Annotated in this window: 30 protein-coding genes and 1 other RNA gene; 19 read left to right on the forward strand and 12 right to left on the reverse strand. The window is 41.1% G+C overall.

From position 1 onward, the window contains the following. Window positions 1–2: 2 nt before the first annotated feature. The 3 genes from lpxD to lpxA are packed head-to-tail and all read left to right on the forward strand — an operon-like array spanning window position 3 to window position 2346. A complete protein-coding gene (gene lpxD / locus ABJ384_RS06405) occupies window positions 3–1070 on the forward strand; it encodes a UDP-3-O-(3-hydroxymyristoyl)glucosamine N-acyltransferase (RefSeq protein WP_349929543.1) in 1068 nt (355 codons plus the stop codon). A gap of 5 nt (window positions 1071–1075) precedes the next feature. Next, window positions 1076–1561: a 3-hydroxyacyl-ACP dehydratase FabZ gene (gene fabZ, locus ABJ384_RS06410; RefSeq protein ID WP_171263214.1), complete on the forward strand. Its 486-nt coding sequence runs from the start codon at window positions 1076–1078 to the stop codon at window positions 1559–1561. Then, the gene (gene lpxA, locus ABJ384_RS06415; protein ID WP_086196388.1) at window positions 1558–2346 is read left to right on the forward strand and encodes an acyl-ACP--UDP-N-acetylglucosamine O-acyltransferase; all 789 of its coding nucleotides are present in this window, start codon (window positions 1558–1560) and stop codon (window positions 2344–2346) included. The genes fabZ and lpxA overlap by 4 nt, the downstream gene beginning before the upstream one ends. A gap of 52 nt (window positions 2347–2398) precedes the next feature. Here the strand turns inward: lpxA and ABJ384_RS06420 are convergent, their stop codons facing one another. Beyond that, window positions 2399–3259: a YbgF trimerization domain-containing protein gene (locus ABJ384_RS06420; protein WP_349929544.1), complete on the reverse strand. Its 861-nt coding sequence runs from the start codon at window positions 3257–3259 to the stop codon at window positions 2399–2401. A gap of 294 nt (window positions 3260–3553) precedes the next feature. Between ABJ384_RS06420 and ffs the strand changes: the two genes are divergently transcribed. After that, window positions 3554–3650: signal recognition particle sRNA small type (ffs, locus tag ABJ384_RS06425), an RNA gene on the forward strand. A 39-nt stretch (window positions 3651–3689) separates the two neighbouring features. Here ffs and ABJ384_RS06430 read toward each other — a convergent pair. From ABJ384_RS06430 to ABJ384_RS06445, 4 genes are all read right to left on the reverse strand, one after another. Continuing rightward, window positions 3690–4286 (reverse strand): regulatory protein RecX, encoded by a 597-nt coding sequence (locus ABJ384_RS06430; RefSeq protein WP_349929545.1) that lies wholly within the window; start codon window positions 4284–4286, stop codon window positions 3690–3692. A gap of 71 nt (window positions 4287–4357) precedes the next feature. Continuing rightward, on the reverse strand, window positions 4358–5401 hold the full coding sequence (gene recA / locus ABJ384_RS06435) for a recombinase RecA (protein WP_086196385.1): 1044 nt from the start codon (window positions 5399–5401) through the stop codon (window positions 4358–4360). A gap of 156 nt (window positions 5402–5557) precedes the next feature. Beyond that, a complete protein-coding gene (locus ABJ384_RS06440; protein ID WP_349929546.1) occupies window positions 5558–5995 on the reverse strand; it encodes a S4 domain-containing protein in 438 nt (145 codons plus the stop codon). Then, a complete protein-coding gene (locus tag ABJ384_RS06445) occupies window positions 5988–6674 on the reverse strand; it encodes an HAD-IA family hydrolase (protein ID WP_349929547.1) in 687 nt (228 codons plus the stop codon). Before ABJ384_RS06445 ends, ABJ384_RS06440 begins: the two co-directional genes overlap by 8 nt. Window positions 6675–6687: 13 nt before the next feature. Here ABJ384_RS06445 and ABJ384_RS06450 point away from each other — a divergent pair, with 13 nt between their 5' ends. Beyond that, complete coding sequence (locus tag ABJ384_RS06450) at window positions 6688–7542, forward strand: 3'(2'),5'-bisphosphate nucleotidase CysQ (RefSeq protein ID WP_349929548.1); 855 nt, start codon at window positions 6688–6690, stop codon at window positions 7540–7542. A 58-nt stretch (window positions 7543–7600) separates the two neighbouring features. Continuing rightward, window positions 7601–8344 carry a phosphoglycerate mutase family protein gene (locus ABJ384_RS06455; RefSeq protein WP_349929549.1) on the forward strand — a complete coding sequence of 248 codons (744 nt, stop codon included), beginning with the start codon at window positions 7601–7603 and terminating at the stop codon, window positions 8342–8344. Window positions 8345–8524: 180 nt separating this feature from the next. Here ABJ384_RS06455 and rpsT read toward each other — a convergent pair whose 3' ends face one another. Continuing rightward, a complete protein-coding gene (gene rpsT / locus ABJ384_RS06460) occupies window positions 8525–8791 on the reverse strand; it encodes a 30S ribosomal protein S20 (RefSeq protein ID WP_039622003.1) in 267 nt (88 codons plus the stop codon). Window positions 8792–9005: 214 nt separating this feature from the next. Here rpsT and ABJ384_RS06465 point away from each other — a divergent pair, with 214 nt between their 5' ends. From ABJ384_RS06465 to ABJ384_RS06485, 5 genes are all read left to right on the forward strand, one after another. Next, window positions 9006–9680, forward strand: a complete 675-nt coding sequence (locus ABJ384_RS06465; protein WP_349929550.1) for an NAD(P)H-binding protein — start codon at window positions 9006–9008, stop codon at window positions 9678–9680. Window positions 9681–9683: 3 nt separating this feature from the next. After that, window positions 9684–10196, forward strand: coding sequence for a ribonuclease E activity regulator RraA (gene rraA, locus ABJ384_RS06470; protein ID WP_349929551.1), 513 nt, complete (start codon window positions 9684–9686; stop codon window positions 10194–10196). Between the two features lie 22 nt (window positions 10197–10218). Then, complete coding sequence (locus tag ABJ384_RS06475) at window positions 10219–10998, forward strand: glutathione S-transferase N-terminal domain-containing protein (RefSeq protein ID WP_349929552.1); 780 nt, start codon at window positions 10219–10221, stop codon at window positions 10996–10998. A gap of 309 nt (window positions 10999–11307) precedes the next feature. Further along, entirely contained in the window at window positions 11308–11991 is a 684-nt protein-coding gene (locus tag ABJ384_RS06480) for a response regulator transcription factor (protein WP_349929553.1), read from the forward strand. Continuing rightward, window positions 11988–13871: an ATP-binding protein gene (locus ABJ384_RS06485; protein ID WP_349929554.1), complete on the forward strand. Its 1884-nt coding sequence runs from the start codon at window positions 11988–11990 to the stop codon at window positions 13869–13871. Before ABJ384_RS06480 ends, ABJ384_RS06485 begins: the two co-directional genes overlap by 4 nt. 174 nt (window positions 13872–14045) lie before the next feature. Here the strand turns inward: ABJ384_RS06485 and ABJ384_RS06490 are convergent, their stop codons facing one another. From ABJ384_RS06490 to ABJ384_RS06500, 3 genes are all read right to left on the reverse strand, one after another. Beyond that, window positions 14046–15215, reverse strand: a complete 1170-nt coding sequence (locus ABJ384_RS06490; RefSeq protein ID WP_349929555.1) for a cupin domain-containing protein — start codon at window positions 15213–15215, stop codon at window positions 14046–14048. 246 nt (window positions 15216–15461) lie between these two features. Further along, window positions 15462–16055, reverse strand: a complete 594-nt coding sequence (locus ABJ384_RS06495) for a Maf family protein (RefSeq protein WP_086196375.1) — start codon at window positions 16053–16055, stop codon at window positions 15462–15464. Continuing rightward, window positions 16055–16438, reverse strand: coding sequence for a DUF2237 domain-containing protein (locus ABJ384_RS06500; protein ID WP_086196374.1), 384 nt, complete (start codon window positions 16436–16438; stop codon window positions 16055–16057). The genes ABJ384_RS06495 and ABJ384_RS06500 overlap by 1 nt, the downstream gene beginning before the upstream one ends. A 141-nt stretch (window positions 16439–16579) precedes the next feature. Between ABJ384_RS06500 and ABJ384_RS06505 the strand changes: the two genes are divergently transcribed. The 5 genes from ABJ384_RS06505 (at window position 16580) to ABJ384_RS06525 (ending at window position 20504) form a co-directional block, all read left to right on the forward strand. Beyond that, window positions 16580–17767, forward strand: a complete 1188-nt coding sequence (locus tag ABJ384_RS06505; protein ID WP_349929556.1) for a phosphoglycerate kinase — start codon at window positions 16580–16582, stop codon at window positions 17765–17767. Window positions 17768–17914: 147 nt separating this feature from the next. Then, complete coding sequence (locus ABJ384_RS06510) at window positions 17915–18187, forward strand: hypothetical protein (protein WP_349929557.1); 273 nt, start codon at window positions 17915–17917, stop codon at window positions 18185–18187. Window positions 18188–18309: 122 nt separating this feature from the next. Then, window positions 18310–19347: a class II fructose-bisphosphate aldolase gene (gene fba, locus ABJ384_RS06515; protein WP_349929558.1), complete on the forward strand. Its 1038-nt coding sequence runs from the start codon at window positions 18310–18312 to the stop codon at window positions 19345–19347. A 97-nt stretch (window positions 19348–19444) separates the two neighbouring features. Then, window positions 19445–20308: a DMT family transporter gene (locus ABJ384_RS06520; protein WP_349929559.1), complete on the forward strand. Its 864-nt coding sequence runs from the start codon at window positions 19445–19447 to the stop codon at window positions 20306–20308. Between the two features lie 25 nt (window positions 20309–20333). Next, window positions 20334–20504, forward strand: a complete 171-nt coding sequence (locus ABJ384_RS06525) for a hypothetical protein (RefSeq protein WP_349929560.1) — start codon at window positions 20334–20336, stop codon at window positions 20502–20504. Window positions 20505–20884: 380 nt separating this feature from the next. Here ABJ384_RS06525 and nfsB read toward each other — a convergent pair whose 3' ends face one another. Beyond that, entirely contained in the window at window positions 20885–21538 is a 654-nt protein-coding gene (nfsB, locus tag ABJ384_RS06530) for an oxygen-insensitive NAD(P)H nitroreductase (protein ID WP_349929561.1), read from the reverse strand. 254 nt (window positions 21539–21792) lie between these two features. Here nfsB and hpaI point away from each other — a divergent pair, with 254 nt between their 5' ends. Continuing rightward, the gene (gene hpaI, locus ABJ384_RS06535; protein WP_349929713.1) at window positions 21793–22587 is read left to right on the forward strand and encodes a 4-hydroxy-2-oxoheptanedioate aldolase; all 795 of its coding nucleotides are present in this window, start codon (window positions 21793–21795) and stop codon (window positions 22585–22587) included. An 87-nt stretch (window positions 22588–22674) separates the two neighbouring features. On the opposite strand, the gene ABJ384_RS06540 is transcribed toward hpaI, so the two are convergent. Further along, window positions 22675–23394, reverse strand: coding sequence for a UDP-2,3-diacylglucosamine diphosphatase (locus tag ABJ384_RS06540; protein ID WP_349929562.1), 720 nt, complete (start codon window positions 23392–23394; stop codon window positions 22675–22677). Window positions 23395–23512: 118 nt separating this feature from the next. Next, window positions 23513–24022, reverse strand: coding sequence for a peptidylprolyl isomerase (locus ABJ384_RS06545; protein ID WP_086196365.1), 510 nt, complete (start codon window positions 24020–24022; stop codon window positions 23513–23515). A gap of 166 nt (window positions 24023–24188) precedes the next feature. On the opposite strand from ABJ384_RS06545, the gene ABJ384_RS06550 reads away from it, so the two are divergent. Both ABJ384_RS06550 and ABJ384_RS06555 read left to right on the forward strand, forming a co-directional pair. Then, complete coding sequence (locus tag ABJ384_RS06550) at window positions 24189–25910, forward strand: glutamine--tRNA ligase/YqeY domain fusion protein (RefSeq protein ID WP_349929563.1); 1722 nt, start codon at window positions 24189–24191, stop codon at window positions 25908–25910. A gap of 130 nt (window positions 25911–26040) precedes the next feature. Continuing rightward, window positions 26041–26952 carry a bestrophin family protein gene (locus ABJ384_RS06555; protein WP_349929564.1) on the forward strand — a complete coding sequence of 304 codons (912 nt, stop codon included), beginning with the start codon at window positions 26041–26043 and terminating at the stop codon, window positions 26950–26952. The last annotated feature ends 24 nt before the right edge of the window (window positions 26953–26976 follow it).

Here is a 26976-nt window from a genome sequence, read left to right on the forward strand (position 1 = left end):
CAATGAATCCTAGACAATTTCGCTTAGAAGATCTTGCCCGTCTGGTACAGGGCGAGCACGTAGGTCAATCTGATTTAATATTAGAAGGATTGGCTAGCTTGGATGCAGCTCAAGCGAAACATATTGCATTTGTAAATGCTGATAAATATCTGGATCAGGCACGCGCTTCAAAAGCGGGTGCATTGATCGTTACTTCCTCTCTAAAAAATCAGTTAGATACGCACAATAATTTTATTGTAGTTGACAATCCTTATCTGGCTTTTGCCATTCTGACGCATGTATTTGAAAAGAAAAATCAGCATCAGGGGATAGAAAGTACAGCTCAAATTCACCCTTCTGCCATAATTGCTGATAGTGCCTATATTGGACATTATGTTGTTATTGGGGAGCATTGTGTGGTGGGTGATGATACCGTCATTCAGTCACACGTTAAAATTGATGATGATGTCGAAATTGGTCAGCAATGCTTTATCGATTCACATGTCACATTAACTGGTGACACAAAAATTGGGGATCGTGTCCGTATTCATGCCAATACCGTGATTGGGGGGGAAGGCTTTGGTTTTGCTCCTTACCAAGGTAAATGGCATCGTATTGCACAATTAGGTTCAGTTAAAATCGGAAATGACGTCAGAATTGGATCAAATTGCAGCATTGACCGTGGTGCACTTGATGACACTATTCTGGAAGATGGTGTCATTATTGATAATCTTGTGCAAATTGCCCATAACGTGAAAATTGGTGCAAATACAGCACTTGCTGCGAAATGTGGTATAGCAGGTAGCACAACAATTGGCAAAAACTGTGTACTGGCTGGAGCAGTGGGGGTGGTAGGTCACATTAATATTGCCGACAATGTCACAATTACCGGTATGTCAATGGTCACAAAAAGTATTTCTGAGGCAGGAAGCTATTCTTCTGGCACACCAATGCTGGAAAGTTTGCACTGGAAACGGGCTGCAGTACGCTTTAAACAATTAGCAGATGTGCCATTGACCCAGTTACTTAAACGGCTTGATCATATACAGGCTCAAATCGAGTCCCTTGAATCAACTTTTAAGCGTAAATAGATATGATGACTGAGTCGAATACTCCTGCATTTACGAAACCTGAATTGCCAATGCACATTCAACAAATTCGTGAATATTTACCTCACCGCTATCCATTCTTATTGGTCGATCGCATTGTAGATGTGACTGACAATGGCATTGTGGGCTATAAGAATGTTTCAATCAACGAAGAGTTTTTACAGGGGCACTTCCCGGGCTACCCGATTATGCCAGGCGTTTTGATTGTTGAGGCATTAGCTCAAGTCTCTGGTATACTTGGTTTTATCATGAATAATGAAAAACCTGGTCCAGGATCATTGTTTCTTTTTGCGGGTGTTGAAAAAGTCCGTTTTAAAAAACAGGTCGTTGCTGGTGACCAATTGGTATTAAAATCAGAATTGGTTATGCACAAACGTGGAATTTACAAATATAATTGTATCGCCACAGTGGATGGCGTTGTAGCAACAACCGCGGAAATTACGGTTTCGCATCAGAAAATAGAGCAGGCATGAGTAATAACGATTTAATTCACCCAACCGCCATTATAGACTCATCTGCAGTCATTGCTGCAGATGTACAAATTGGCCCTTATTGTATTATTGGGCCACAGGTCACCATTGGTGAGGGCACCAAGCTACATGCACATGTAGTGGTTGGTGGTTATACTCGTATTGGGAAAAACAACGAAATATTCCAGTTCGCGAGTGTGGGTGAAGTTTGTCAGGATTTAAAATATGCTGGCGAAGAGACCTGGCTTGAAATTGGTGATCATAACTCTATTCGTGAGCATTGCAGCTTGCATCGTGGTACGGTTCAAGATCAAGGTCTTACCAAAATCGGTAGTCATAATTTATTGATGGTCAATACACATATTGCACATGACTGTGTGGTGGGCGATCATAATATTTTTGCCAATAATGTTGGTGTTGCCGGACATGTTCAGGTTGGAGATTATGTGGTCGTGGGTGGAAACTCAGGTATTCATCAATTCTGCAAAATTGATTCTTACAGCATGATCGGTGGTGCTTCCTTAATCTTAAAAGATGTACCTGCTTATGTCATGGTTTCCGGTAATCCAGCGCATGCCTTTGCCATGAATGTTGAAGGTATGCGTCGTAAGGGTTGGTCTAAAGATGTGATCCAGGCCTTACGTCAAGCCTTTAAATTGATTTATAAAGAAGCTTTAACCACTGAGCAGGCCATACAGCAGATTCGCACTGACCTGTTGCCTGAAGCTCCTGAAGTACAGTTATTGATTGATTCATTAGAGCAATCCAAGCGTGGTATTGTTCGTTAATCGAATATACTGCTATAAAAAAGACACCTATTAAGGTGTCTTTTTTTGTCTTTTATTTCTTTAGATATCCAGCTTCTTCAGATTTGGGATAATTTTTTTGTAATTTTATTTTTAACTGATTGGCGAGAGTCGTATTATGATCGACATCTTTGGCTATATTGTAGAGTTGATATAGGGAACGTGATGCCTTGGCAGAATTGGAGTATTGATTGACCACAATATTATAGTTCTTTTTAGCTTCTGCATAATTGGTCGGTTCCACGGCCAGATTAAATTCAGCGAGCCAGAAATAAGCATTACTAATGTAGACACTATTGGGATTATTCTTGATAAAGTTTTGCATTGGAGCAATGGCTTTTTTTGCACCACCTTGTTTATAAGCATCCAGTGCTACAGTATAGGCTGCTTTATCAAGTTCAGTTGAAGAGGGCTGAGCATTGGCGGGAACTGCTTGCTTGGCTGTTGCTGGAGCCACTTCTTTAGCGGATATATGAGATGCTACTGTGGCGGGGCTGTTTGAGCTGCTGGGAGAGGTATCCTGTTGGTTATCCTCCTCTGGAGCTGTACTTTCTGGATCTACTTTCTGTTGCAGAAGTTCCAGACGTTGGTCCAAGTCGGTATAGCGATTGGTCAATTCGTGTTTAAGCTGTTCAATTTCATTGTCCTGTTCTTCAATTTTGCCGCGTAATATGCGAATGTCATTTTCTAATTGCTGGTTTTTTTGCATGATTTGCCAATTTAAATTGGTTGGCACATTGGCAACTGTTGCACCTGGATTCATAGCCACATTGTTAGCACTGAGGTCAATACTGTTGTTTTGACTCAAGCCACGTGATTCAATCGGGACATTGGCGTAAAGTGAAGCCGAACCCAAGAAGGTGAGTACGCATAAGGCATGCTGTTTGAGCATCATAAAAAACATCCATTTTGTATTTTTCGGTCCGTTCTAAATACAAGATTTTAGAGTGTGACCATTTAAAAGACATGACGACATTAAAAACGTCTGGCCCATGAAATGCAATATGCGTTTACAATCTTGTCATAGTTTTAAAGTAATTGATTGTGCAGATAAAAACATTCAAGAATGCTGTTTTTAATCAAGATTGTTTTTTTAATAAGCAAATAAAAGCAATGTTGCTAGAAAACAGGTTGGAGTACTTGCAAGTTAATTAAAAATCTCTATACTCTGTTCTTGCAATGGTAGCCCTGCCGGTTACTTCGCAATTGTACTCTACGAACCCCGCCAGGACCGGAAGGTAGCAACGGTAGTAGAACTATGATGTGCCGAAGGTTTGCTGGTAGGGTTGCCACCAATTTTTATAATAATTCATATTTCCCTACATTTATATTTCATCTGCTTTTTTGCTAATTGCTTTCATAATTGCATCCATTTCAAATCCACGATACATCAAAAAGCGTATTTGTTTGGCTTTCAGTTTTGGCTCTTTTTCAACATCAAGACCGAATTTTTTTACTTTCAGTTGATAGGCTTGTTCATTCCAGTCTGTTTCTTTTAATTCATCCTGAATTAGACTGCTATCAATTTTTTTTGATTTTAATGCCATCTTGATGCGGTTTGGACCTTTACCTTTACGTTTTTGGCTCGACAGCATCATTTCAGCTACACGCTGATCACTCTGATAATTTTCACTCGCCAGTTCATCCACCAGTTTAATGACTTCATCACGATCCACGGCATAAAGTGCAAGTTTCTCGATCAGATCCGCTTTTGAGTATTCCTTACGTGTCAATACTGCAAAAGCGTAGGAACGTAAGCGTGTGCCAGTCAAGCCTTGGGGTTGGGGTTCAGGCTGATCTGCAAAATGTAAGGCATTTGAATCTGGAGATACATTTGAGCATGCGGATTCGTCAGCTGATTCATCAAACTGTTGCTTGAGTGCTTGGTAATCAAGCATATTGGGGAATTTTGGATTGCTCATAAGGTTGGATCACATCGAATAAAAAACGCCCCGTAGGGCGTTTTACAGTTTAACTTTTATTATGCCGGAAATTAAGCATCTAAAAAGTCTGGTTCTGCTTCGTCTTTATCTTCTACTGGTGCTGTACCTGTAGTGAGGAGCTGTTCACGAATCAGTTTTTCCACTTCCACTGCAATTTGTGGATTTTCTTCCAGATGGCGAATCACGTTGTTTTTACCTTGGCCAATTTTATCGCCCTGATAAGAATACCATGCGCCAGCTTTTTGGATGATCTCTTGCTGTACGGCGAGGTCAATCAATTCACCTAAATGGTTGACACCTTTACCATACAGAATCTGGAATACTGCTTCTTTAAATGGAGGCGCCATCTTGTTCTTCACGACTTTTACGCGGGTTTCCGAACCGATGATTTCATCACCTTCTTTTACCTGACCGATACGGCGGATATCGAGACGTACAGAAGCGTAGAATTTAAGCGCATTACCACCCGTTGTAGTTTCAGGGCTACCGAACATCACACCAATCTTCATACGAATCTGGTTAATGAAGATCACCATACAGTTAGAACGTTTTGCATTACCGGTGATTTTACGCAGTGCCTGGCTCATCAAACGGGCTTGCAGACCCATGTGAGAGTCGCCCATTTCACCTTCAATTTCCGCACGTGGGGTTAGGGCTGCAACGGAGTCGACCACGATCAGGTCAATGGCGCCAGAGCGTACCAGCATGTCGGCAATTTCAAGAGCCTGTTCACCATTGTCCGGTTGTGACACCAGAAGATTGTCAATGTCTACACCTAACTTGCGGGCATATTGCGGATCAAGTGCATGTTCAGCATCAATGAACGCACATGTACCACCCGCTTTTTGACATTCTGCAATAGCTTGCAAAGTCATGGTGGTTTTACCTGAAGATTCAGGGCCGTAAATTTCAACGATACGGCCTTTAGGTAAACCACCAATACCCAGAGCAATATCCAGGGTTAAAGAGCCTGTAGAGACCGCTTCAACGGCCTGTACAGTATTGTCACCAAGGCGCATTACTGTATTTTTACCAAACTGTTTTTCAATCTGGCTTAGGGCAGCATTCAGCGCCTTGCTTTTATTATCATCCATCTCACAACCTCAAAACGATGTCACAAAAATATTCACTTAAGTGGATGTGTTGCTTTCAAACGTGTTCCACCCAAGTATAGTGACAGATTCATTCCTTATGTACTATATCAATTCAGTCGAATGCGACAGAATGTGACGCTTAAATATCAACAGCTTCTAATCATGATATGACCAGTGCTGATCGAACTGCTGATCATTATCTTGTTTGAATTTACTGATTTGTCTTCGATCTTTTTTACTCGGCCGATGTTCAGGTCGGGCTAGATTATGCAACTTTCTTTGGGTGGCAATCAACTCTCGTCTTGCAACACTCACTTCGGTTTCTTCATAAAGTTGCTGGGCAATCGGTGCTGCACCGCGAACGGCGGATAAGGCCTTGATGACAACGGTTTTACGGTCAAAACCCTGCTGGACGCTGAGTTCCATACCGACACGAACTTCTTTGGAAACTTTAACCCGTTCACCGTTATGATGGACTTTACCGCCTTCAATGGCAGCTTTGGATATCGAACGTGTTTTAAAAAAACGTGCTGCCCACAACCATTTATCAACACGCATACTTTCAACATGGTTCTGTTGAGAAGAATTAGGCATATTTTTTCAGATCCTCAGCTTGTTCTAAGATCACTATTAAATCAGTCAAATCTTGTAAAATCGGATAAGAACTCTCAGTCCTTATTTCTTTTTGAGATGAGGGCTGGGCAATGCTAATTAAATGCCGGATACCAAATTTTTCTGCACCTTTAAGGACTTTTTCAGTGTCATCAATGAAATAGCTATGTTCGACCTGAAAGGGGTGCAGTGAATGGAGTTTCTGCCAAAATTCGATATTTTCTTTGGCGTGACCAATCACTTCACTACTGATTATGACATCAAAGTAATGTGCAATCTGGGTTTGTTCGAGTTTAAATTTTAAGCTTTCACAATCTGCATTGGTTGCAATCCAGCAGGTATAGCACTGAGCTTTAAGATATTCCAGTAATTCAATACAGCCTGGGCGTAAAGCCACCTTGTGTTGAAATTCCTGTTGCAACGCCAATGTATCAACACCTACTTTTGCACTCCAGAAGCGTGTGGAATACCAATTTAAGGTATGATTGTGTTGCTGGTAAAACTGGAACAGCGCCTGGGTGCTCTGTTCGAGTGTGCAGTTATGCTTTTCTGCATAGCGAATAGGAAGCTGATGATTCCAGATGAAATCATCATAAGCAAGATCAAGAAGCGTACCATCCATGTCGAAGATGATGGTGGGTTTTTCTGAATAATTCGGCATATGAAGGTATTCTATGTTTAAAGCAACTACGGCACCGCAAGATGCCTTGATTTTACAGTTGGTTCCCATTGTGACACAGGCGTGTGAAATTTTGCGAGCAGAATATCAGGCCTATTGTGCAGGAGAAAATTTTGGTGTCGAGCATAAAAGCGATCAGTCACCGGTAACCCAGGCAGATTATCGGGTCAATGAATTTATTACCCGTGTATTAAAACAGACTTTCCCCCTGATCCCTTTATTGTCGGAAGAAGGTGACAATACCCATCGTAAGCAATGGCAAAACTTCTGGTTGCTTGACCCTTTGGATGGTACCAAGGAATTTCTGCATAAACGTCCTGAATTTACCATTAATTTGAGTCTGGTTGAGGGGGCGCATACCACCTTCGCCGTATTGGCCATCCCGGGTGAACAAACGATATATTTTTGTCCCAAACATGGCCTGCCTTTAAAATTAGAAATTGCAACGGGGCAATGGTTGCAATATGTTGATGATCTGCCGTCTGAAACTGTTCAGGTTGGTTTAAGTCAAAGTAGCCAGAACAAGCCCAAATATGCTGAATATCTGGACATCCTGAAACAGCAGGTGGATATTGTAGAATTTAGGGCGGGCAGTGCCTATAAGTTCTGCATGATGCTGGAAGGTAAAGTGGATATTTACCCACGCTTTCATCCGACCAGCGAGTGGGATACTAGTGCAGGGCAATGTCTGATTGAACGCATCGGTGGCGGGCTGGTAGATTTTAAAGGCAGACCCTTTGTATATAATCAGCGCGAGAGTTTGCTGAATGGTGGTTTTATCGCATTTCGTAATATCGAGATGAAAAATTTGGCATTCCAGGCCCTAGGACTTATGGCGAACATACATTGAGCTGATGCATTAACATGCTATAGTATGCTATGTACCCATGTTTAATTTTGGCTGCTTCATGGCGTTAGATTTACTCCCTATAAGTATGCTGAAGGCGATTGATTTATTGCCTGATGCTAAAACACCTGTCACTCTGTTTACCCGCCATTCTATTCGCGAGGTCGTTACAGGGCAGGGTTTGGCAGGCTATGATTTGCAGTTAACTGAACAAGGCCGTGAGCTTGCCCAGGCATGGGGTAACTATTTAATTGATAATACGGATCGTAGCATCCAGCACTGTATTTCAAGTCCGATTCAACGCTGTGTTGATACAGCTGCTTTAATGATACAGGGTGCCGATTCGAGTACGCTGGCACAAAATACCCATCATATTGAAATTGTCCAGCAAGGTTTACTGGTTGAGCCGGGAAGTTTTGTGCTCGATATTAAACAGGCGGGGCCTTATTTTCAGAAACAAGGTGCTTTGGGTTTTATTAACAGTTTTGTCAATAATGCCTTGCCTGGAATGAAACATCCGATTACTGGTGTGGTCGATGTACTGGAGCTGATTTATAACACCCATCCGCAAGATCATTTTGGTTTAAGTCTGGCTGTGAGTCACGATACTATTTTGGCAGCCATTATTGCTGTGATTTCCGGGCGTAATACCGTTAGTCATGAAGACTGGCCAAAAATGATGGAAGGGCTGTTTGTCTGGTTTGAAGGTGATGTGTTTTTAGAATCCAAACTGAAATGGATTTGGCGTGGTCAAGTGAACGAGTTGTCGATTCGCGAGTTTCAGAACCTCGAAAAAATAAAATAAAACAGCATTGCTTTTAAAAAATGCTATCTTGATCTTCTTTCTGAAGAAGGTAATCTTAAAAAACAATTTTTAATAAAAGTTTTGAAGTGCCTTATGTTTTTATAAGGTGCTATTTTTAGACCTAATAATTTTTTATAGACGTAAAAAAAGCCCTAAAAGGGCTTTTTTTAATGCAACAACTTAGTTAGCTAAAGCTTTAACTTGTGCATTTAAACGGCTCTTATGACGAGCAGCTTTGTTTTTATGGATGATACCTTTATCAGCCATACGGTCAATTACAGGAACCGCAGTTTTGTATGCTTCTGTAGCAGCAGCATAATCACCAGCAGCGATAGCAGCTACTGTACGTTTAAGATAAGTACGAACCATAGAACGTAAGCTTGCGTTGTGTTTACGTGCTTTAACGTTTTGACGAGCACGTTTTTTAGCTTGAGCAGAGTTTGCCACTCGTGCACTCCTTGAATTAGATTGGTCTGGGCGGGCTGAAATTACAACTGAAAACCTTCATCAGAAGAATTATCACCAGCCCGTAAACAAGTGCCATATTGTGATTAAACTATGGCGTTAAGTCAAGTCTTGACTTGATTCTGCAACATTTTAGATGCATAAAAAGTATAAAAAAACTGTTACGTTAGTAAAACCTATAGAGATCGATTAAAAAATGACTAAATCAATTAAAAGTGTAATTGTGATTGGTGCAACAGGTCTAGTGGGACGTGAATTGCTGAAACAGCTCAACGAGCTTGAAAGCTGTGAGAAAATAACGGCTGTGGTTCGGCATGAAGATCAGCAGATTAAAAGTCTGGAAAAAGTACAACAATTTATCTTGCAGGATTTTCTGTTACTGAACGATGAAGATGTAAATGGTTATAGTCATGCCTTCAGCTGTTTAGGCACGACACTAAAAAAGGCCGGTTCAAAACAGAATTTTTATAATATTGATTATGAAATCAATGCACATTTTGCTGATTTATTTGAATCGACCCAGACCCACTATTTATTAATTAGTGCCATGGGCGCAAACGCACAATCCAGAATTTTTTACAATAAAGTCAAAGGTGAACTGGAACAGCATATCCAAGGCTTAAATCTGGAATATGTATCTGTTCTGCGCCCGTCACTATTAATCGGTGAACGACCAGAACAACGCACCTTAGAAGATATGGCGCAAAAATTGTATCAAAAATTCTCGCATTGGGTTCCTGATACATTTAAATATAAGCCTGTGACAGCAGCGCAAGTGGCTCATACTATGGTCGAGGCTGCACAAACTCAGACTGAAAAGTTTGAAATTTATGATAATTTACGCATACAAAATTCCAAACGAGGGAAATAAAAAGTGTCTAATCCAGCATTCGTAACCTGTGACTTACTTGATGACAATCCAGAAAAAGAAATTCAGGTGGTCACCCCATCAATGGATGGAAAATTCTTTAAAAGCTATGGTGCACGTAAAAGTTTTGGTGGTCAGGCAGTCACTGTAAAGTGTTTTGAAGATAATTCACGTGTCAAAGAACTGCTCGCAACCGATGGTACTGGTAAAGTGCTTGTGGTGGATGGTGGAGCATCTATGCGCTGTGCCTTGATGGGCGATATGATTGCTGAATCAGCGGTGAAAAATCACTGGAATGGGGTAATTATTTACGGGTGTGTACGTGATGTCGATGCCATTGCCGAACTGGACCTGGGTGTACATGCATTGGCTGCAATTCCGCAAAAAAGTAATCGCAAGGGCATAGGCGAAGTGGATTTAACTTTGTATTTTGGTGGTGTAAGCATCAGTTCTAGCGATTATATCTATGCCGATAACAACGGCATTGTGGTGGCAAAAGAAAAATTAGTCGATTTATAAAGACAGAGATACAAGGATAAAAATGGTGAATCATCAAATTAAAGTGATACAAGCGCTGGCTTCATCTTTGACTGAAGGCGGACGAGGTGTGAGCGGTACAGCTTTTCCCAAGCAGCCTGAAAAATCACTGAAACTTTATGAGTTTGAGGGTTCGCCATTTTGTCGCCGTGTGCGTGAGGTTTTAACCTTGTTAAATCTGGATTATGAGGTTTATCCTTGCCCTAAGGGTGGCCAGAAATACCGGAAAATTGTCAAAGAAAAAGGTGGAAAAAAACAGTTTCCATTTTTCGTAGATGAAAATACCGGTACAGAAATATATGAATCACAAGCCATTATTAATCATTTATTTAAACATTATGGCCGAACGGGAACCACACCGAAAAAATTTGCCCATTATCCCAAAATCCCTGTCGTGGCTTTAGCTGGCACCATCGTGAATGGTGCACGCGGCGTCTGGATTAACCGGAAAATTAAAGATCGTGCAGCACCAGAGCAACTTTTGGCGTTATGGGGTTTTGAAGCCAGTCCTTTTACCCGTGTGGTACGAGCGATGTTAACCGAGCTTGAGCTACCGTATATTTATCATAACGTGGCTAAAGAGCGCTGGCAGGATATGGGGCCGGCAATATTGCGTTTAAAACCTGGAAAATATCAACCCTTAGCGGGCGGTAAACGTGAAAAGACCGTTGAAATTATGGGGCGAGATATTCAGGTTCCTTATTTGATTGATCCGAATACCGGAGTGAAAATGTTTGAGTCTGCACAGATTGTGAAATACTTAAACCAGCAATATGGCCACTAATCTCATCCGAAGCAAGAAACCGCTAAAACAGCGGTTTTTTTTTGGCCTATATCTGATTAATTTAAGCGAAAACTAAAGTAAGTTATACTCTGTATGATAGTCAGAATATTGAATGGATAACTGATGGCTAAATCATCGATTAAAACTTTAAAATTTGTATTTTATGGTCTTAACGATGGCTGATTACAATGCAATAGTAAATAAAATTGATCGTTTATTAATATAAAAGTTATTAAATTACCTGATTTTAGGGATATTGTTTAGCTTGTATTTTTCGCTATAGTAGGCGGTTATAATAGGGGGTACTGTGTGTCAGAATTAGCAACGATTTTACCCGTTCCAGTTTTAATTGTTGAAGATGAAACTTTTATCCAAGAACGATTAAAAAAGATATTGGCAGAACTGGGCTATAGGGAAGATATGCTTATTTTTGCTAAAAACTTGCAACAGGCTTTTGTAGAAATAGAGCAGCAACCTGTTTCCTTAGCTTTGGTTGATTTGGGACTGCCTGACGGTAACGGCATAGAGCTGATTGAAAAGCTTCGTGCACAGGATAGCAATGCCATGATCTTGGTGATTTCAGCCTGGAGTACTCAGGAAAGTTTATTTTCAGCAATCAAGGCAGGCGCGACAGGTTATGTTCTGAAAGAACGTGATGATGTTGAAGTTAAGTTATCCATTCGCAGCATTTTACGTGGCGGTGCGCCGATAGACCCTTTTATTGCTCAAGAAATTTTGAAACAGATATCAGCTGTGGTTATACCGGCAGTGGCTGATCAGAAAATCATAGATGCAGATATGGAGCTGTTAACCAGCCGGGAAACTGAGATTCTAAATCTGGTCGCTCAAGGCATGAGTAACCGGGAAATCGCCGAACAACTCTTTGTTTCTAAATATACGGTTGAAAGTCATATTAAGCATATTTACCGGAAATTGTCGGTAAGCAAAAGAACAAAGGCCGTGAGTGCAGCACGATCCTTAGGGATTTTATGAAGCAGTTGATTGGGCATTATTTTTTTATTTTTGTTCTTAGCCTGCTGAGTCAATTTAGTTATGCTGAAATAATTGAAAATATCAATGCACAATGTGCAGTGCACATTCATTCTGTTGATACCGTTAAAACCAGTTCATTTACAGTTTTACCCCGACAGGGCTGGCAATCTGTAAATTTGCCGGATCAGTGGCAAAAGCGCTGGAAAAATTATAATGGAGCAGCATGGTATAAAATTCAGTGGAGCTGCTCATGTCAGAATCAGGCCAGACTTGCAGAACCGATTGCTTTTGCAATTGATTATATTAATTCTGCTGGCGCAGTGTTTTTAAATGGCGATTTACTCTGGAGAGACAAGCATTTACAGGAGCCGCTGTCAAAAAGCTGGAATATGCCGCGTTACTGGATTTTACCGATATCGGGATTAAACAGCGGCAAAAATGAAATTTTAATTTATGTGAAGGGCTTTGCTTACCAGTCTCCGGGTATTGGTCAAATTTCTTTTAATAATATACAAAACAATTATGAGTCATATCAAAGTCAGGTATGGAATCGCCGGACTTTATTTCAAATTAATCTTATTGTATCCCTTACCTTTGGAGTGGTCTGTTCTGTTATATGGCTATCGCGGCGAAAAGAAAGCACTTTTGGATGGTTTGCCTTAAGTTCCTTGTTATGGGTGCTATTTATTTCCAATATGCTGACTACAGAAACATTTCCCTATCCAAATACACTAATTGCAGCACAGGCCAATTTGGCTTTTTTTGTTCTTTATGTCGTAAGTTTCTGTATTTATTCATTCAGGTTTATCCAAAAGCGCTTTATTAAAGTTGAGACAGTTGTTTGGGGAATTACGGGACTGATTATTGCAGGTATTTTTCTAACCCCGCAGCAGTCTGCTTATTGGGTTTTTGCACTGATATTTTTAATCTATGTTGGACTGTTTATTATCGGTTATCTATATGCTTGTTATTACGCAATTCAATCTAAAAGAACAGATTATATCTTTTTAGCCATTTGCCTAAGCGCTATAGTCATTTTTATGATATTCGACCTTTTATTATTATCGGGAGAGGTGGTTGTAAAGGATGTTCGACCATTATCTCCCTATACCGGACCGATTATCACCTTTTTTATGGTGATTATATTAGGTTCAAGATTGGCACGTAATGTTAAAAAAATTGAAACATTTAATGCCCAGCTAGAAATGAAAGTTCAGCAGGTCAGTAATGATTTAAGCTCCAGTTTGAATGAAAAACATCAATTAGAGCTTAAAAATGTCAAGCTACAAGAAAGAATCAATTTATCCCATGATTTACATGATGGTTTGGGCGCATCATTGGTTCGCTCGATGATTTTAGTGGATCAAAGCACGCATGATATTTCCAACAAGCAATTTTTATCGATGCTTAAATTATTAAGGGATGATCTCCGACAAATTATCGATAGTGGTTCATCTGCAGATAATAAAATTCCAGTTAATCCCATACTGTGGGTGGCACCCGTTAGGCATCGTTTTAGTCAGCTTATGGATGAACTGGATATTCGTTCTAAATGGATTTTTCTGCAGGAATGGCAAGCCGTGCCGAGTGCTTTGCAGTGTCTCACCTTGATTCGGGTACTGGAAGAAAGCCTGACCAATATTATTAAACATAGTCAGGCCAGGCAGGTAAAAATAGCGATGGTCTATATTCGAGAAAACCAGTTTATTTTGAGTATAGAAGATGACGGTGTCGGTTTTGATGCAGATAGTGTAGTGCAACAGGGATTAAGTATTGGCATGCGCAGTATGAAAATGCGTTTGGAGCGTATGGGCGGCGAGTTTAAATTATCTTCTGAACCGGGTTGCACCATCATTCAGGCGATTGTTCAGCTGAAATAAGCAATTAAATTTTTTTGCTTTTTAAATGTCGGTTGCTATTTCATCATTTTATAAAATTGGAAGAAATTAAAATGAGTGAATTATTTTTTCTGCTGATCTTGAGAAGAAATAAATATAAATTTTTTAAAATATAAAAATGGGGAAAATATTATTTTCCCCATTTTGTAGCTTTATTTATTCTTCATCTTCTGCAGGTAACAGCATCAGAATAGATTCATTGAGCAAATTCACAATGTCTTCGAGAATATCTGGATCATATAAATTGTCATCGAGTAATACCGAACCGCCGTCAGCCAATTGTTTTAAAATTGGGGCAAAAACTTCGGAGATACAAATGCCTTCACCATTTGCCCAAAATAGCAACTCACCTTCAGCTTCAGTATAAAGCAGGCGAGATGCCGGCTCGAGCATGAGTGAATAGCCCTGATCCAAAGCTTCTTCCAGATCACCTGTACCAATGGCTTCCGCCTCTGGAATATTTTCCGGATATTTCGCTTCTGACATCAGGCTCATCAGGGCATCCTCAAGTACAGCCGGATTTTGCAATTGTGCCAAAAGTTCAGTTTTTAAATACTCCAGCTCATTTTGGGTAATTTGACCAATCGGGCTGATCTTGTCACGCAGAGTGTCTTTTAATGGATTTTTAAGTAACTGATCGTCTGCGAATTTGTCACTGACGCGATCCATCATTTCTGCCACGTTCGGCATGCGGAAACCGAAAGAGAAGGTCAGGCAGTCATCTTCTGCTACGCCGTAGTGTGATAAACCAGGCGGTACATATAGTAGATCACCGGGAGCAAGCACCTCATCAAAATTGATTTCCATGTCTGGCAGTAATTTTAAGGGTTGCCCTGCAACGAAGTCAGTGTCGGCATCACACATTTGTCCCAATTGCCAGCGGCGATGACCATAGCCTTGGACCAAAAATACGTCATAAAAGTCGAAATGTTTACCAACAGAGCCACCTTTAGGTGCATAAGATACCATGATGTCATCACGACGCCACAGCGGAATGAAGGGAAATTTCTTCCATAGTTCAGCCAGATCAAATGAATAATGGTCTACCGCCTGAACCAGTAGAGTCCAAAGCTTAGGCATCTTCTGAAAGTCTGCTTTAATCAAAGGTGAAGACTTCACTGACCATTGATTTGGGTCTTTATCTTTTTGCTTGATTAAACGAGCAGTGACATTTTCATCTAGCGCCAGTTCCATAACATCATGAGGTTCTAAAAGGCCTGCAATTTCAGGGAGAGCGTTACGAACCAGTAATGGTTTTTTTTGCCAGTATTCGGCAAGGAATTGTTCGGCGGTAATTCCGCCAAGCACGTCTAGAGGCTGGGACATAAGATAAAGCACCTATAAATTTATGCTTATTGTCTATGGAGTTGCAGGTGAGAGCAAGTTGTAAATCAGTTGGGGGAGATTCCTTAGTCTGCGTTATGGGAGTGAAGTAGTGTGGGAAGTTTTGAAATTGATAATAGCGCAATGCTAGCCATGAATCATGGACAGGAAAAGCTTGAACAAGGAGGGTGGAACCCTCAAATAAGCCAACCATTCAACATGGAAGGATTGGCTTAAGCAGAATTTGAGCTAGGGCACTAACACATTCAACTGACGCAGGATATGACAAAGCTGAATCATCGGCATACCCATCAAAGTGGTTTGATCTTGCCCGGTCATTTGTTCAAACAGACTAATGCCGAGACTTTCACACTTAAAACTGCCTGCACACATTAAAGGTTGATCGACTTCAATATAACGTTCAATTTCGGACAAACCCAGTTTGCGGAATTTCACTTTATAATGTTCAACCAGGGTCTGTTCAAATCCCGTCGATTTTTGCTGTACGCTGAGGGCGGTACTGAAATAAACGATTTTGTCCGAATTGGCCTGTAACTGTTTGATGGCTTTTTCCACAGTCAAAGGTTTGCCAATAAAAATATCGGGTGCCCCTTCACGCCACGCCACCTGATCGGAACCAATCACAATAGCATCGGGATATTGTTCGGCAATAACGTTGGCCTTTTCAAAAGCCAGCCGTTTCGCCAGTTCATCTGCATGGTCTTCGCCCCGTGGGGATTCATCGATATCTGGTACCAAGCTCTGATAGTCGATACGGAGACGATTCATCAGGTCTTTACGGGTTTGACTGCTTGAAGCCAAAATAATGTTGGGAGTATTCATTACACGGCATATTCCATGAGCACATCAAGCGGAACATATGAGAGCACAGCTTGATGGCAAGCTTGTATTTTAATAGGCGGAGCAATACCAGCCTGATATGCTTCAACCCAACGGGTCACACAAATGCACCAGAAATCACCCGGTTCTAGACCAGGGAAATCGACTTCTGGAAGAGGTGTGATCAGGTCATTACCTACTTTTTGCGAAAAATTAAGAAACTCAGCGGTCATTTGTGCACACATCGTATGCTGACCTAGATCTGTGGTCGCCGTATGACAAAAGCCGTTACGAAAATAACCGGTAATAGGAGAGTAGCAACAGCTTGCCAAGGGTTCGCCTAAAACATTTAAACGATTGATATTTGGATCTGGGTGAATAGACATAAGCTCTAAATCATGATGTGGCTTTTGACTATAATAATCAAAACTTTGCCTTTCGACAGCTTTTCTGCAAAAGATGCTAACCTTTTTCTACGTAATCATTTAAAATCGGGGCGTTTTTTATATCTATAAAGTGAGCTATACATGAACTTTCAGCGTATGACTGACCTGGATTTGGCAGGTAAGCGTGTACTAATTCGTGAAGATTTAAACGTTCCTGTTAAAAACGGTGTAATTACCAGTGATGCACGTTTACGCGCAGCATTGCCAACCATTAAAGCGGCTTTGGAAAAAGGTGCAGCAGTCATGGTTTATTCACACCTTGGTCGTCCAGTTGAAGGTGAGCCAAAACCTGAACAATCTTTGGCGCCAGTTGCAGCGTACTTAACTGAAGCTTTGGGCCAGGAAGTCAAACTTTTCACTGATTATTTAGATGGTGTTGAAGTTGCAGCTGGTCAAGTGGTACTTCTTGAAAACTGCCGTTTCAATGTTGGGGAAAAGAAAAACAACCCTGAACTGGCACAAAAATATGCAGCACTTTGCGATGTATTTGTGATGGATGCGTTCGGTACTGCACACCGTGCAGAAGCGTCAACTGAAGGCGTGGCGCGTTTTGCAAAAGTAGCGGCTGCGGGTCCTTTACTTGCAGCCGAACTGGATGCTTTGGGTCGTGCACTTAAAACCCCTGAAAAACCAATGGTTGCGATTGTTGCGGGTTCTAAAGTATCAACTAAGCTTGATGTACTCACTTCACTTTCAGATATTTGCGATCAAATTATCGTAGGTGGCGGTATTGCCAATACCTTCCTGGCTTCGGCTGGTTACAACGTGGGTAAATCACTTTGCGAAAATGACTTGATCGATACTGCAAAAGCGATTGCAGCAAAAGTTTCTGTACCGCTTCCAACTGACGTTGTGGTTGCAGATGCTGCTGAAATTAACTTTGATGATTTCCTCGGTTCATTGGCTGCGGCTAAAGCTGTAGTGAAAAAAGTTGAAGATGTTGCAGACAACGACATGATTTTGGATGTGGGGCCAGAAACTGCGAAAGCATTTGCTGAAATCCTGAAAACATCAAAAACGATTCTCTGGAATGGTCCTGTTGGCGTATTTGAAGTAGATCAGTTCGGTGAAGGTACTAAAGCACTCTCTTTAGCAATTGCAGAATCTGATGGTTTCTCTATTGCAGGTGGTGGTGATACTTTAGCTGCGATTGATAAATACGACGTTGCAGACAAGATCGGTTATATCTCTACTGGTGGTGGTGCATTCCTTGAATTTGTTGAGGGCAAAACCCTTCCAGCGGTTGCTGTGCTTTTAGAACGTGCTTAATACATTCTTTTAAAAGTATCAAAGGTTGACTTCGGTCAGCCTTTTTTCATTGCTTTTTCATTTGAGTGATTCATTTTTTGGTCATAAAAATGCAATATATCTGCAATAAAATTTCGGTCATTAAATCTCCTGTCGTAGGAAAATGTGATGAACCTGAAATTAACACTTGCAGCACTTGTGATTTTACCTTTGGCTTTGACTGCCTGTGCCAAGAAAGATGAAGCACCTAAAACTGAAACTGCCGCTTCAGCAGCAGTAGAGGAGCAAACGACTCCAGAACAGCAAAAAGCGATTGATGCACTGGATAAGCCTGTCCTGGATGAAAAAAATACTGATGTACCTGCTGAAATGGCAAATGCACCAGCAGATGAAGCGACTGCTGCTACCGATGATGCTGCCTCTACAGCAACTGCTCAATAAGTTTGTAGTTTTTTATTTAAAAGTCCCTGCATAAGCAGGGATTTTTTTTGAAATAGTGTGTTTTGTTGCTGAATTGAAATGATTCAGCATGTAGAATATGGCGCATCACCTGGGAGGATATTATGGCTCTAATCTCGATGCGCCAGCTCTTGGATCACGCTGCAGAACACAACTACGGCGTACCAGCGTTCAATGTAAACAACTTAGAACAAATGCGTGCAATTATGTTGGCCGCAGACGAAACAAATTCACCTGTCATTGTGCAGGCATCTGCGGGTGCTCGTAAATATGCAGGTGCTCCATTCTTACGTCACCTGATTTTAGCTGCAATTGAAGAATGGCCACACATTCCAGTGGTAATGCATCAAGACCACGGTACCAGCCCTGACGTATGTCAGCGTTCTATCCAGTTGGGCTTCTCATCAGTAATGATGGATGGTTCTTTGGGTGAAGATGGTAAAACACCAACTTCATACGAATACAACGTAGACGTGACTCGCCGTACTGTTCAAATGGCGCACGCTTGTGGTGTTTCAGTTGAAGGTGAAATTGGTTGCCTGGGTAGTCTTGAAACCGGTATGGCGGGTGAAGAAGATGGTGTGGGCGCTGAAGGTGTGCTAGACCATTCTCAACTGCTTACTTCAGTTGAAGAAGCACGTTCGTTTGTTGCTGATACCGATGTAGATGCCTTGGCGATTGCCGTAGGTACTTCACACGGTGCGTACAAATTCACGCGTCCACCTACAGGCGACATCCTGGCAATTGACCGTATTAAAGAAATTCATGCGGCATTACCAAATACCCACCTTGTCATGCACGGTTCAAGCTCTGTACCTCAAGAATGGTTGGCTGTAATCAATGAATTTGGCGGCGACATCAAGGAAACTTATGGTGTACCTGTTGAACAACTGGTTGAAGCAATCAAACACGGTGTGCGTAAAATCAATATCGACACGGACTTGCGTTTGGCATCAACTGGTGCAATGCGCCGTATGATGGCGGAAAAACCAAGCGAATTTGATCCACGTAAATTCTTTGCGGAAACTATTGTTGCAATGAAACAAATTTGTGTAGATCGTTATACAGCGTTTGATACTGCAGGTCATGCAGACAAGATTCGTCCAATTTCTTTAGAGAAAATGGTGAATCGTTATAAATAATCAATAAAGATTATCTATAATCAAAAGCCCACATCTATTGTGGGCTTTTCTGTATCTCATTCCTAAAGCATGATAAATAGGGGAAATAAGGCAAAAGATGGAACTTATATTGGCTGCAGCATGCTGTAGTGTCGTTATCTCAATTTTGTTGAAATTATGCAAGGCCAAAGGTTTTGATGTCTTGCAGATGATTGTCTGGAACTATGCCTCTGCAAGTGTACTCTGTTTTTTATGGTTTAAGCCCGATTTACAGCATATATCAGTCATCAATACGCCGTGGTGGCTGATTGTGGCGCTAGGGGTGTTGCTACCGAGTATTTTCCTGTGCTTGGCGAAATCACTGCAATATGCCGGTATTATCAAAACTGAAATTGCCCAGCGTTTATCTGTGGTTTTATCACTGTTGGCAGCATTCTTTATTTTTCAGGAACAGTTTAATACCTTAAAAATAATTGGAATCGGATTAGGGATTTCCGCCGTACTCAGTATTTTATTTTCACATCAAGCAGCAGCGCAAGGGCAGCCATTTTCAAAGCAAGGCTTGCTTTATCTGGCATTGGTCTGGTGTGGCTATGCCCTGATTGATGTATTGCTCAAGTACACCACTGGCTTGGGTGTGCAGTTTGCTGTAGCACTAAACTTGATGTTTATCTGTGCCTTCATCTTGTCGTTGGCTTATATTGGCATGACCACGAAAACAGCAGGCAGTAGTCGAAATATTCTGGCTGGATTGGGGCTGGGAATTTTAAATTTTGCCAATATAGCCCTGTATGTCAAGGCACACATATTATTAAAAGACACACCTGCAATTGTGTTTGCAGGCATGAATATTCTGGTGGTGATCTTAGGTGCTTTAAGTGGTTTAATGCTATTTAAAGAAAAATTAAAACCTGCAACTGCATGCGGTCTTGCTTTAGGCTTAGCTAGTGTTATTTGCTTAGCCTATGCCATGTCTGTCTGATATAGCTCAATACAAAAATGAAAGGATGCTGCAGAATCTTCCTTTTCTGCCAGATCCAATAATAAGCCATTTTGATGGCAGACAGGGCGGGCAGAATAGTGATGATTTTCTTGTTGATAAAGCTGAAGATAATATTGCTGGCAATGCAAGAATTGCAATTACAAATACAGCGCATTTAAATGCACTGTATTTGTAGTGTTCAAGCCTTATAGAATAAGGACATTGGCTCAATTATGAGCGTTGAAAGCGTTGTAATGTATCTTTCCAATAGTAGTTAGCCATAATAATAGGATGTTTGAATAGATCCTGCATTTCAATCGTGCCCTGAAGTTGACCGGGTTGCTGACAATGAGGGCATTTAGGATAAGACGTCAAAATAGCATCTGCGCTATATTTCTGCATGTAAACCGTTTGGCAAGATGGACATTCAAATTTTATCGGCATTTTGATAGCTGGAAGCATAGTAGGGACTACCGTTTATTTTTTTTGCCAATATACCTGAGTCCTGTTACAAAAATAAGTCCTGAAATGACATGAAAGGGGCATATTTGCCCCTTTTATTGTAATTTTTTTTAATCACAGCTTGGTGAAAATTTCTTCACGACTCAGGCGTGACTTGGGTAACTGAGCATTGAAATCATTTTCGCTGCGGTAACCTAGCGTCATAATGACTGATGGAATTAACCCTTTTTCATCTAATTCCAATTCCTGGCGAATGATCTGTTCATCAAATCCGCCAATAGGGGTAGCATCAACTCCTTCAATACCTGCAGCCAGTAGCATTTGACCGAGCGCAATAAAAGTCTGATTTTCTGCCCAGCGCTGAATATCCCCTTTTTCATTACGGTAATAATCCACATAACCGCTACGGCTGTCTTTTTGGCCCTGTTTGGCTTTTTCATCTTTAAAACGGCCACTAAGATCATCTTGCTTGAGCAGGGTATCAAGGTGCTGTTCTGAAATATCCGCTTTGGTACAGAACAGAATGGTATGAGAAGAATCTAGAACTTTAGGTGCATTGTAGGCATATTTCCCAACCAGTGCTTTCGCAATACGCTCTTTGGCGGCTTGATCTTCGGCAATAAAAAAATGCCAAGGCTGAATATTGATGGAGGATGGCGTGAGACGCAGGATTTCTAATAAACGTTCAAACTGCTGTTGAGGAATTTTTTTACTGGGATCATATGCTTTCGTTGTGTAGCGTGATTTTGAAACGTTTAATAAATCCATGAGTGACATTTCCACTATTAAATTTTTAATGATTTTACCTGATTCCTTGCTGAAATGGCTTGGAAGAATTCTGGGATAGCTTATATTTTGGCATCAAGCGTGTGAATTTTTATGGTGAATAAAAGTAAAAAACTTAATAAAATGTATAATTAATAGCAATATACAATGACGAAATACGAAATCTATATTGGTACTTTTTGTTAAATCACGTTTAATCGAATAATTACATCGCCTGTAGACCGAGTCAGACAATGATAGATGATACAAACCATTTTAAAAGACGATTAAAAACCCAACAGCAGATTGGGTTATGGGTGGGGCTGGCAGATGCTTACGGCACTGAAATTGCGGCCAATGCAGGCTATGACTGGTTACTCATTGATGGGGAACATGCACCGAGCGATTTAAGAACCACACTCTCTCAATTGCAAAGTATCGCAGCGTATCCATCACAAGCTGTGGTTCGTCCACCTATAGGCAGTGTGCAGCTGATTAAGCAACTTTTGGATATTGGGGCACAAACTTTATTGATTCCCATGGTGGAAACAGTTGAGCAGGCTGAGCTGATGGTGAAAGCGGTACGTTATCCGCCAGAAGGGATTCGTGGTGTAGGTGCGGCACTGGCACGTGCAACGCGCTGGAACAGTATCCCGGATTATTATGCAACAGCCCATGAAAATATTTGTCTGCTGATTCAGATTGAATCGGTGACAGGACTGGAAAATCTGGATGATATTTTAAAAGTGGAGGGAATTGATGGTGTATTTATTGGTGCTGTAGATTTGTCTGCGACCATGGGATATCAGGGTAATCCGAATCACCCGGAAGTACAAAAAGCGGTTGTTGATGCCATTCAACGTATACGTGCATCAGGTAAAGCAGCGGGGATTTTATCGACTGCGCATGAGGTGACTCAAAAATATATCGATTTGGGTGCAGAGTTTGTTGCTGTAGGGGTGGATACCAGTGTCTTGATGAACTCACTACGCGAACTTTTGGCAAAATATAAAAGTGATGCGGAAGTGGTAAAAACTGAAGGTGGTTATTAATCTCTAATATGAGCTTCTATATTAAGTATCATGGAGTCTGAATGACTTTAGCTGTAATGATAGAAGCTCAGCAATAAAAATTTATAGTTAATAAGCCCAAGTCTTTAACTCTAATTTTACATTTTTTTGCTCAGAGTCAATCTCTAAAATTTGTGCAGAATGTTCACGCCAGTCTCCAAGCACAATCCTTTTTTTACCCTGTATATCATGTATCGTAGGGCGATGTGTATGACCATGAATCAGGATATCGACATCACTTAATCCAATTTTCACTGCCTGCTGGTTCACATCCATGATGTCATAAGACTTCACTTGCTTGGTTTCTGCACTTTTTTTACGAAAACCATTGGCCAGTTGCTGCCGAAAACTTAAAGGCATGCATTTTAAAAAACCTAAAAGTAATGGATTACGAATGATTTTACGGAACTTTTGGTAAGACACATCATCTGTACAGAGCAAGTCACCATGTTCTAAACGGTATGTGGTTTCGGATATTTTTAAAATGGCTGGTTCAGACAGTAATGTGCCATTAAATTGTTTTAAGAATTTTTTGCCTAAAGCAAAATCACGGTTGCCGGCCTGAAAATAAACATGATTACCAGCGTGATGAAACTTTTGCAGAGCATGGACAATTTCATCTAGCCAAGGGGCGGTGTAGTCATCGCCAATCCAGGCATTAAACCAGTCCCCCAAAATATAGAGTTGGGTATTTCTATCTTTATAACTGTCTAATAAATCCAAAAACCCCCGAACGAGTCGAGGGTGTTCAGGTGACAAATGTAAATCAGAGATAAACAGATAGGTCACGAATTTTCCTTAATACTTCCTCTCAAAGTCCGTCTATTGGATAGAGGAACTATATCCTTAACATTATTCCGTTTTAAAGCAGCGCTTTAAAACTCATTAAAGACGGAGAGGACGTTTTTTATTCAGCAATGATTTTTGCAGATTCAATTACAACGTTCTCTAGAGGAACGTCAGCGTGGTAGCCACGGTTACCTGTACGAACGCCTTTGATATCAGCAACAACGTCCATACCTTCAACTACTTTACCAAATACGGCATAACCCCAACCTTGAGCTGTTTTACCAGTGTGGTTAAGGAAAGAGTTGTTTTTCACGTTAATGAAGAACTGAGCTGAAGCTGAATGAGGAGCTTGTGTACGCGCCATTGCGATGGTACCTTCATCATTGCTTAAACCGTTGTCTGCTTCGTTTTCAATTGAATCGCGAGTTGCTTTTTCTTTGAAATTTTCATCCATGCCACCGCCCTGGATCATGAAACCGTCAATTACACGGTGGAAAATTACGCCATCATAAAAACCATCACGAACATATTCCAGGAAGTTAGCTACAGTTTTAGGTGCTTTTTCTGAATTAAGTTCAAGAACAATACGTCCTTTATTGGTGTTTAATTCGACTTGAGGAAAACTCATTCTATAATCTCCTGATCATGGACAAAAAAGCCATGGGTTTTTGGTTGAGAGAAGCATAAGCAAACTGTAAACTACAAGGCAAGCGAAAACGTTATTTTCTTTGTTAAAAAAACCAGAAAAGCGTTTTAATTATCCTATTTTATCTTATAGAAGTGATTTATCAACTATGAAGCCGAATGATGTTGTTTCATCCCTGCCAAATAACCCGACAACAAGTACTCAACCTGTCGATGCTGCGCAGCAAGAACAACAGCCTGGCTTAGATTTTGTACGCCAGGTCATTACTGACGATTTGGCAGCAGGCCTTACACAGCAAGTGATCACGCGTTTTCCACCAGAACCGAATGGTTATTTACACATTGGTCACGTGAAAGCGATTTGTTTGAACTTTGGTATTGCACAAGAATTTGACGGTTTATGTAACCTGCGTTTTGACGATACCAATCCGGACGCAGAAGAACAAGAATATGTGGATGGGATTGCCAACGACGTAAAATGGCTCGGTTTTAACTGGAACGGTGAACCTCGCTATGCATCTAACTATTTTGATCAACTGTACACATGGGCAGTACAACTGATTGAACAGGGTGATGCTTATGTAGATTTACAAACACCTGAAGAAATCAAGTTAAACCGTGGTTCATTTGTAGAACCAGGTAAAAACTCTCCATTCCGTGACGCGACTGTAGAAGAAAACCTGGCGCGCTTTGAACAAATGCGTAATGGCGAGCTGGGTGAAGGTCAGGCTGTACTGCGTGCCAAGATTGATATGGCTTCTCCAAACGTGCATATGCGTGATCCAATCCTGTATCGAATTCTGCATTCTGCTCATCACCAGACTGGCGATAAATGGAAAATCTATCCAATGTACGACTATGCGCATCCATTATCTGATGCCATTGAAGGTGTGACTCACTCTTTATGTACTTTGGAATTCCAGGATCACCGTCCGTTTTATGACTGGGTTATCGAGAAAGTTAAATCTCCAGCTGTTCCACGTCAGTATGAATCTAGCCGTTTAAATGTCGATTACACTATTACCTCTAAACGTAAGTTGCGTAAACTGGTAGAAGGTGGCTTTGTACAAGGTTGGGATGACCCGCGTATGCCAACCGTTGTAGGGATGCGCCGCCGCGGTTTCACGCCTGAAGGTTTGCGTGATTTCTGTAAACGCGTGGGTGTGTCCAAGTCTGACGGTATTGTCGATGTAGCCATGCTGGAATACTGTATCCGTCAGTCTTTGGAAAATACCGCTGCACGTGGCATGGCGGTGTTGAATCCATTGAAAGTGACTTTGACTAACCTGCCTGAAGCAATGAACCTGAGTCATGCACGTCATCCGAACGTTGATATGGGTGATCGTATCATTCCATTAACGTCTGAAATTTATATCGACCGTAAAGACTTTGAAGAAGAACCACCAAAAGGCTTTAAGCGTTTAATTCCAGGTGGTGAAGTGCGTTTACGTCATGCTTATGTGATCAAGTGCGATGAAGTGATTAAAGATGCCAATGGTGAAGTGGTTGAACTGAAATGTTCAATCGATCCGGAAACTTTAGGCAAAAATCCGGAAGGCCGTAAAGTGAAAGGCGTTATTCACTGGGTATCTGCAACTCAAGGTGTACCTGCTGAAGTACGTATCTACGACCGTTTATTCACTGAATCTGATCCGGAAGTGGGCGATGACTTCCTTGCCAACTTAAATCCGGAATCACTCAAAGTGGTTCAAGCGGTGATTGAACCGGCTTTAGCTGAAGCGAAGCCTGAAGACCGCTTCCAGTTTGAACGTGAAGGTTATTTCGTTGCAGATCAATATGATCACACGGCAGAAAAACCAGTGTTTAACCGTATTCTGGACTTAAAAGACAGCTTTAAGCCTGGAAAATAACATTGTTTATGCTCTAGGATGATTCACTGTTGAGTCAAAAATGTTTAGATCAAGCTCAACTTCGGTTGGGCTTTTTCATGACAGCTATTTTATAAATATTGAAGCGACTAGGTTTCATGAGGGGAAATTTGTGATTATTCGAGATAAAAATAATAGCTTTATGCTGTTATTTGCATGGCATGGCACAATTTTACCTAAAGTGATGCCAGCTCTAGCGGTTGTAGTTAGTTTATCGGCATTGTTGGTGTATTTAAGTGCAGCACATTTCCTGACTACGCCAGAAGTTCCTGCCATTGGCTTTACCATCTTCGGTGTGATTCTTTCGATTTTCTTAAGTTTTAGGAATACGGCCTGTTATGACCGCTGGTGGGAAGGGCGCAAACTTTGGGGCGCACTGATTGCCAATACACGGCATATTATTCGTGATAGTCATGTGCTGGAAGATTCTCAACGTCAGATTTTGATGTATCGGGTTATGTTATTTTGTTACCTGCTACGCGACCGGTTACGTCATCAAGCAACAGATATTCAACATTTCCGAAATGCTGTCAATTTAAGCGATGGGCAATGGCAGCAATGTGCTGAACATATCAATGCGCCGCAGTATTTACTTGAGATCATCCAGAAAGATTTGGTGCTGTTTTATAAGCAAGGTCAAATCAGCGACATTATCTATAGCACCTTGACGCGACATACGGTTGCCATGGGCGATATTCATGCAGGCTGTGATCGTATTATGACTACGCCATTGCCATTTTCTTATTCAGTTTTATTGCATCGGGCAGTTTATTCATTCTGTTTAATTTTGCCCTTCAGTATTGAAGCGAGTTTCGGTATTTGGACACCTGTAATTGTGGCATTAATTGCCTATTTGTTTTTAGGTTTGGATGCGCTCAGTGCAGAGTTGGAAGAACCATTTGGACTTCAGGAAAATGATTTACCCCTCAATTCGATTGTGCGAAATATTGAACGGGAAATGTTAAGTTCATTAGGGGCTGAAATTCCGCCAGTACTTTCAAGCTATAAAGGTAATTTAAGTTAAGTTTAGAAAAATCATTTTTGCCTC

The sequence above is a fragment of the Acinetobacter sp. A1-4-2 genome, assembly GCF_040233925.1.
Taxonomy (GTDB): domain Bacteria; phylum Pseudomonadota; class Gammaproteobacteria; order Pseudomonadales; family Moraxellaceae; genus Acinetobacter.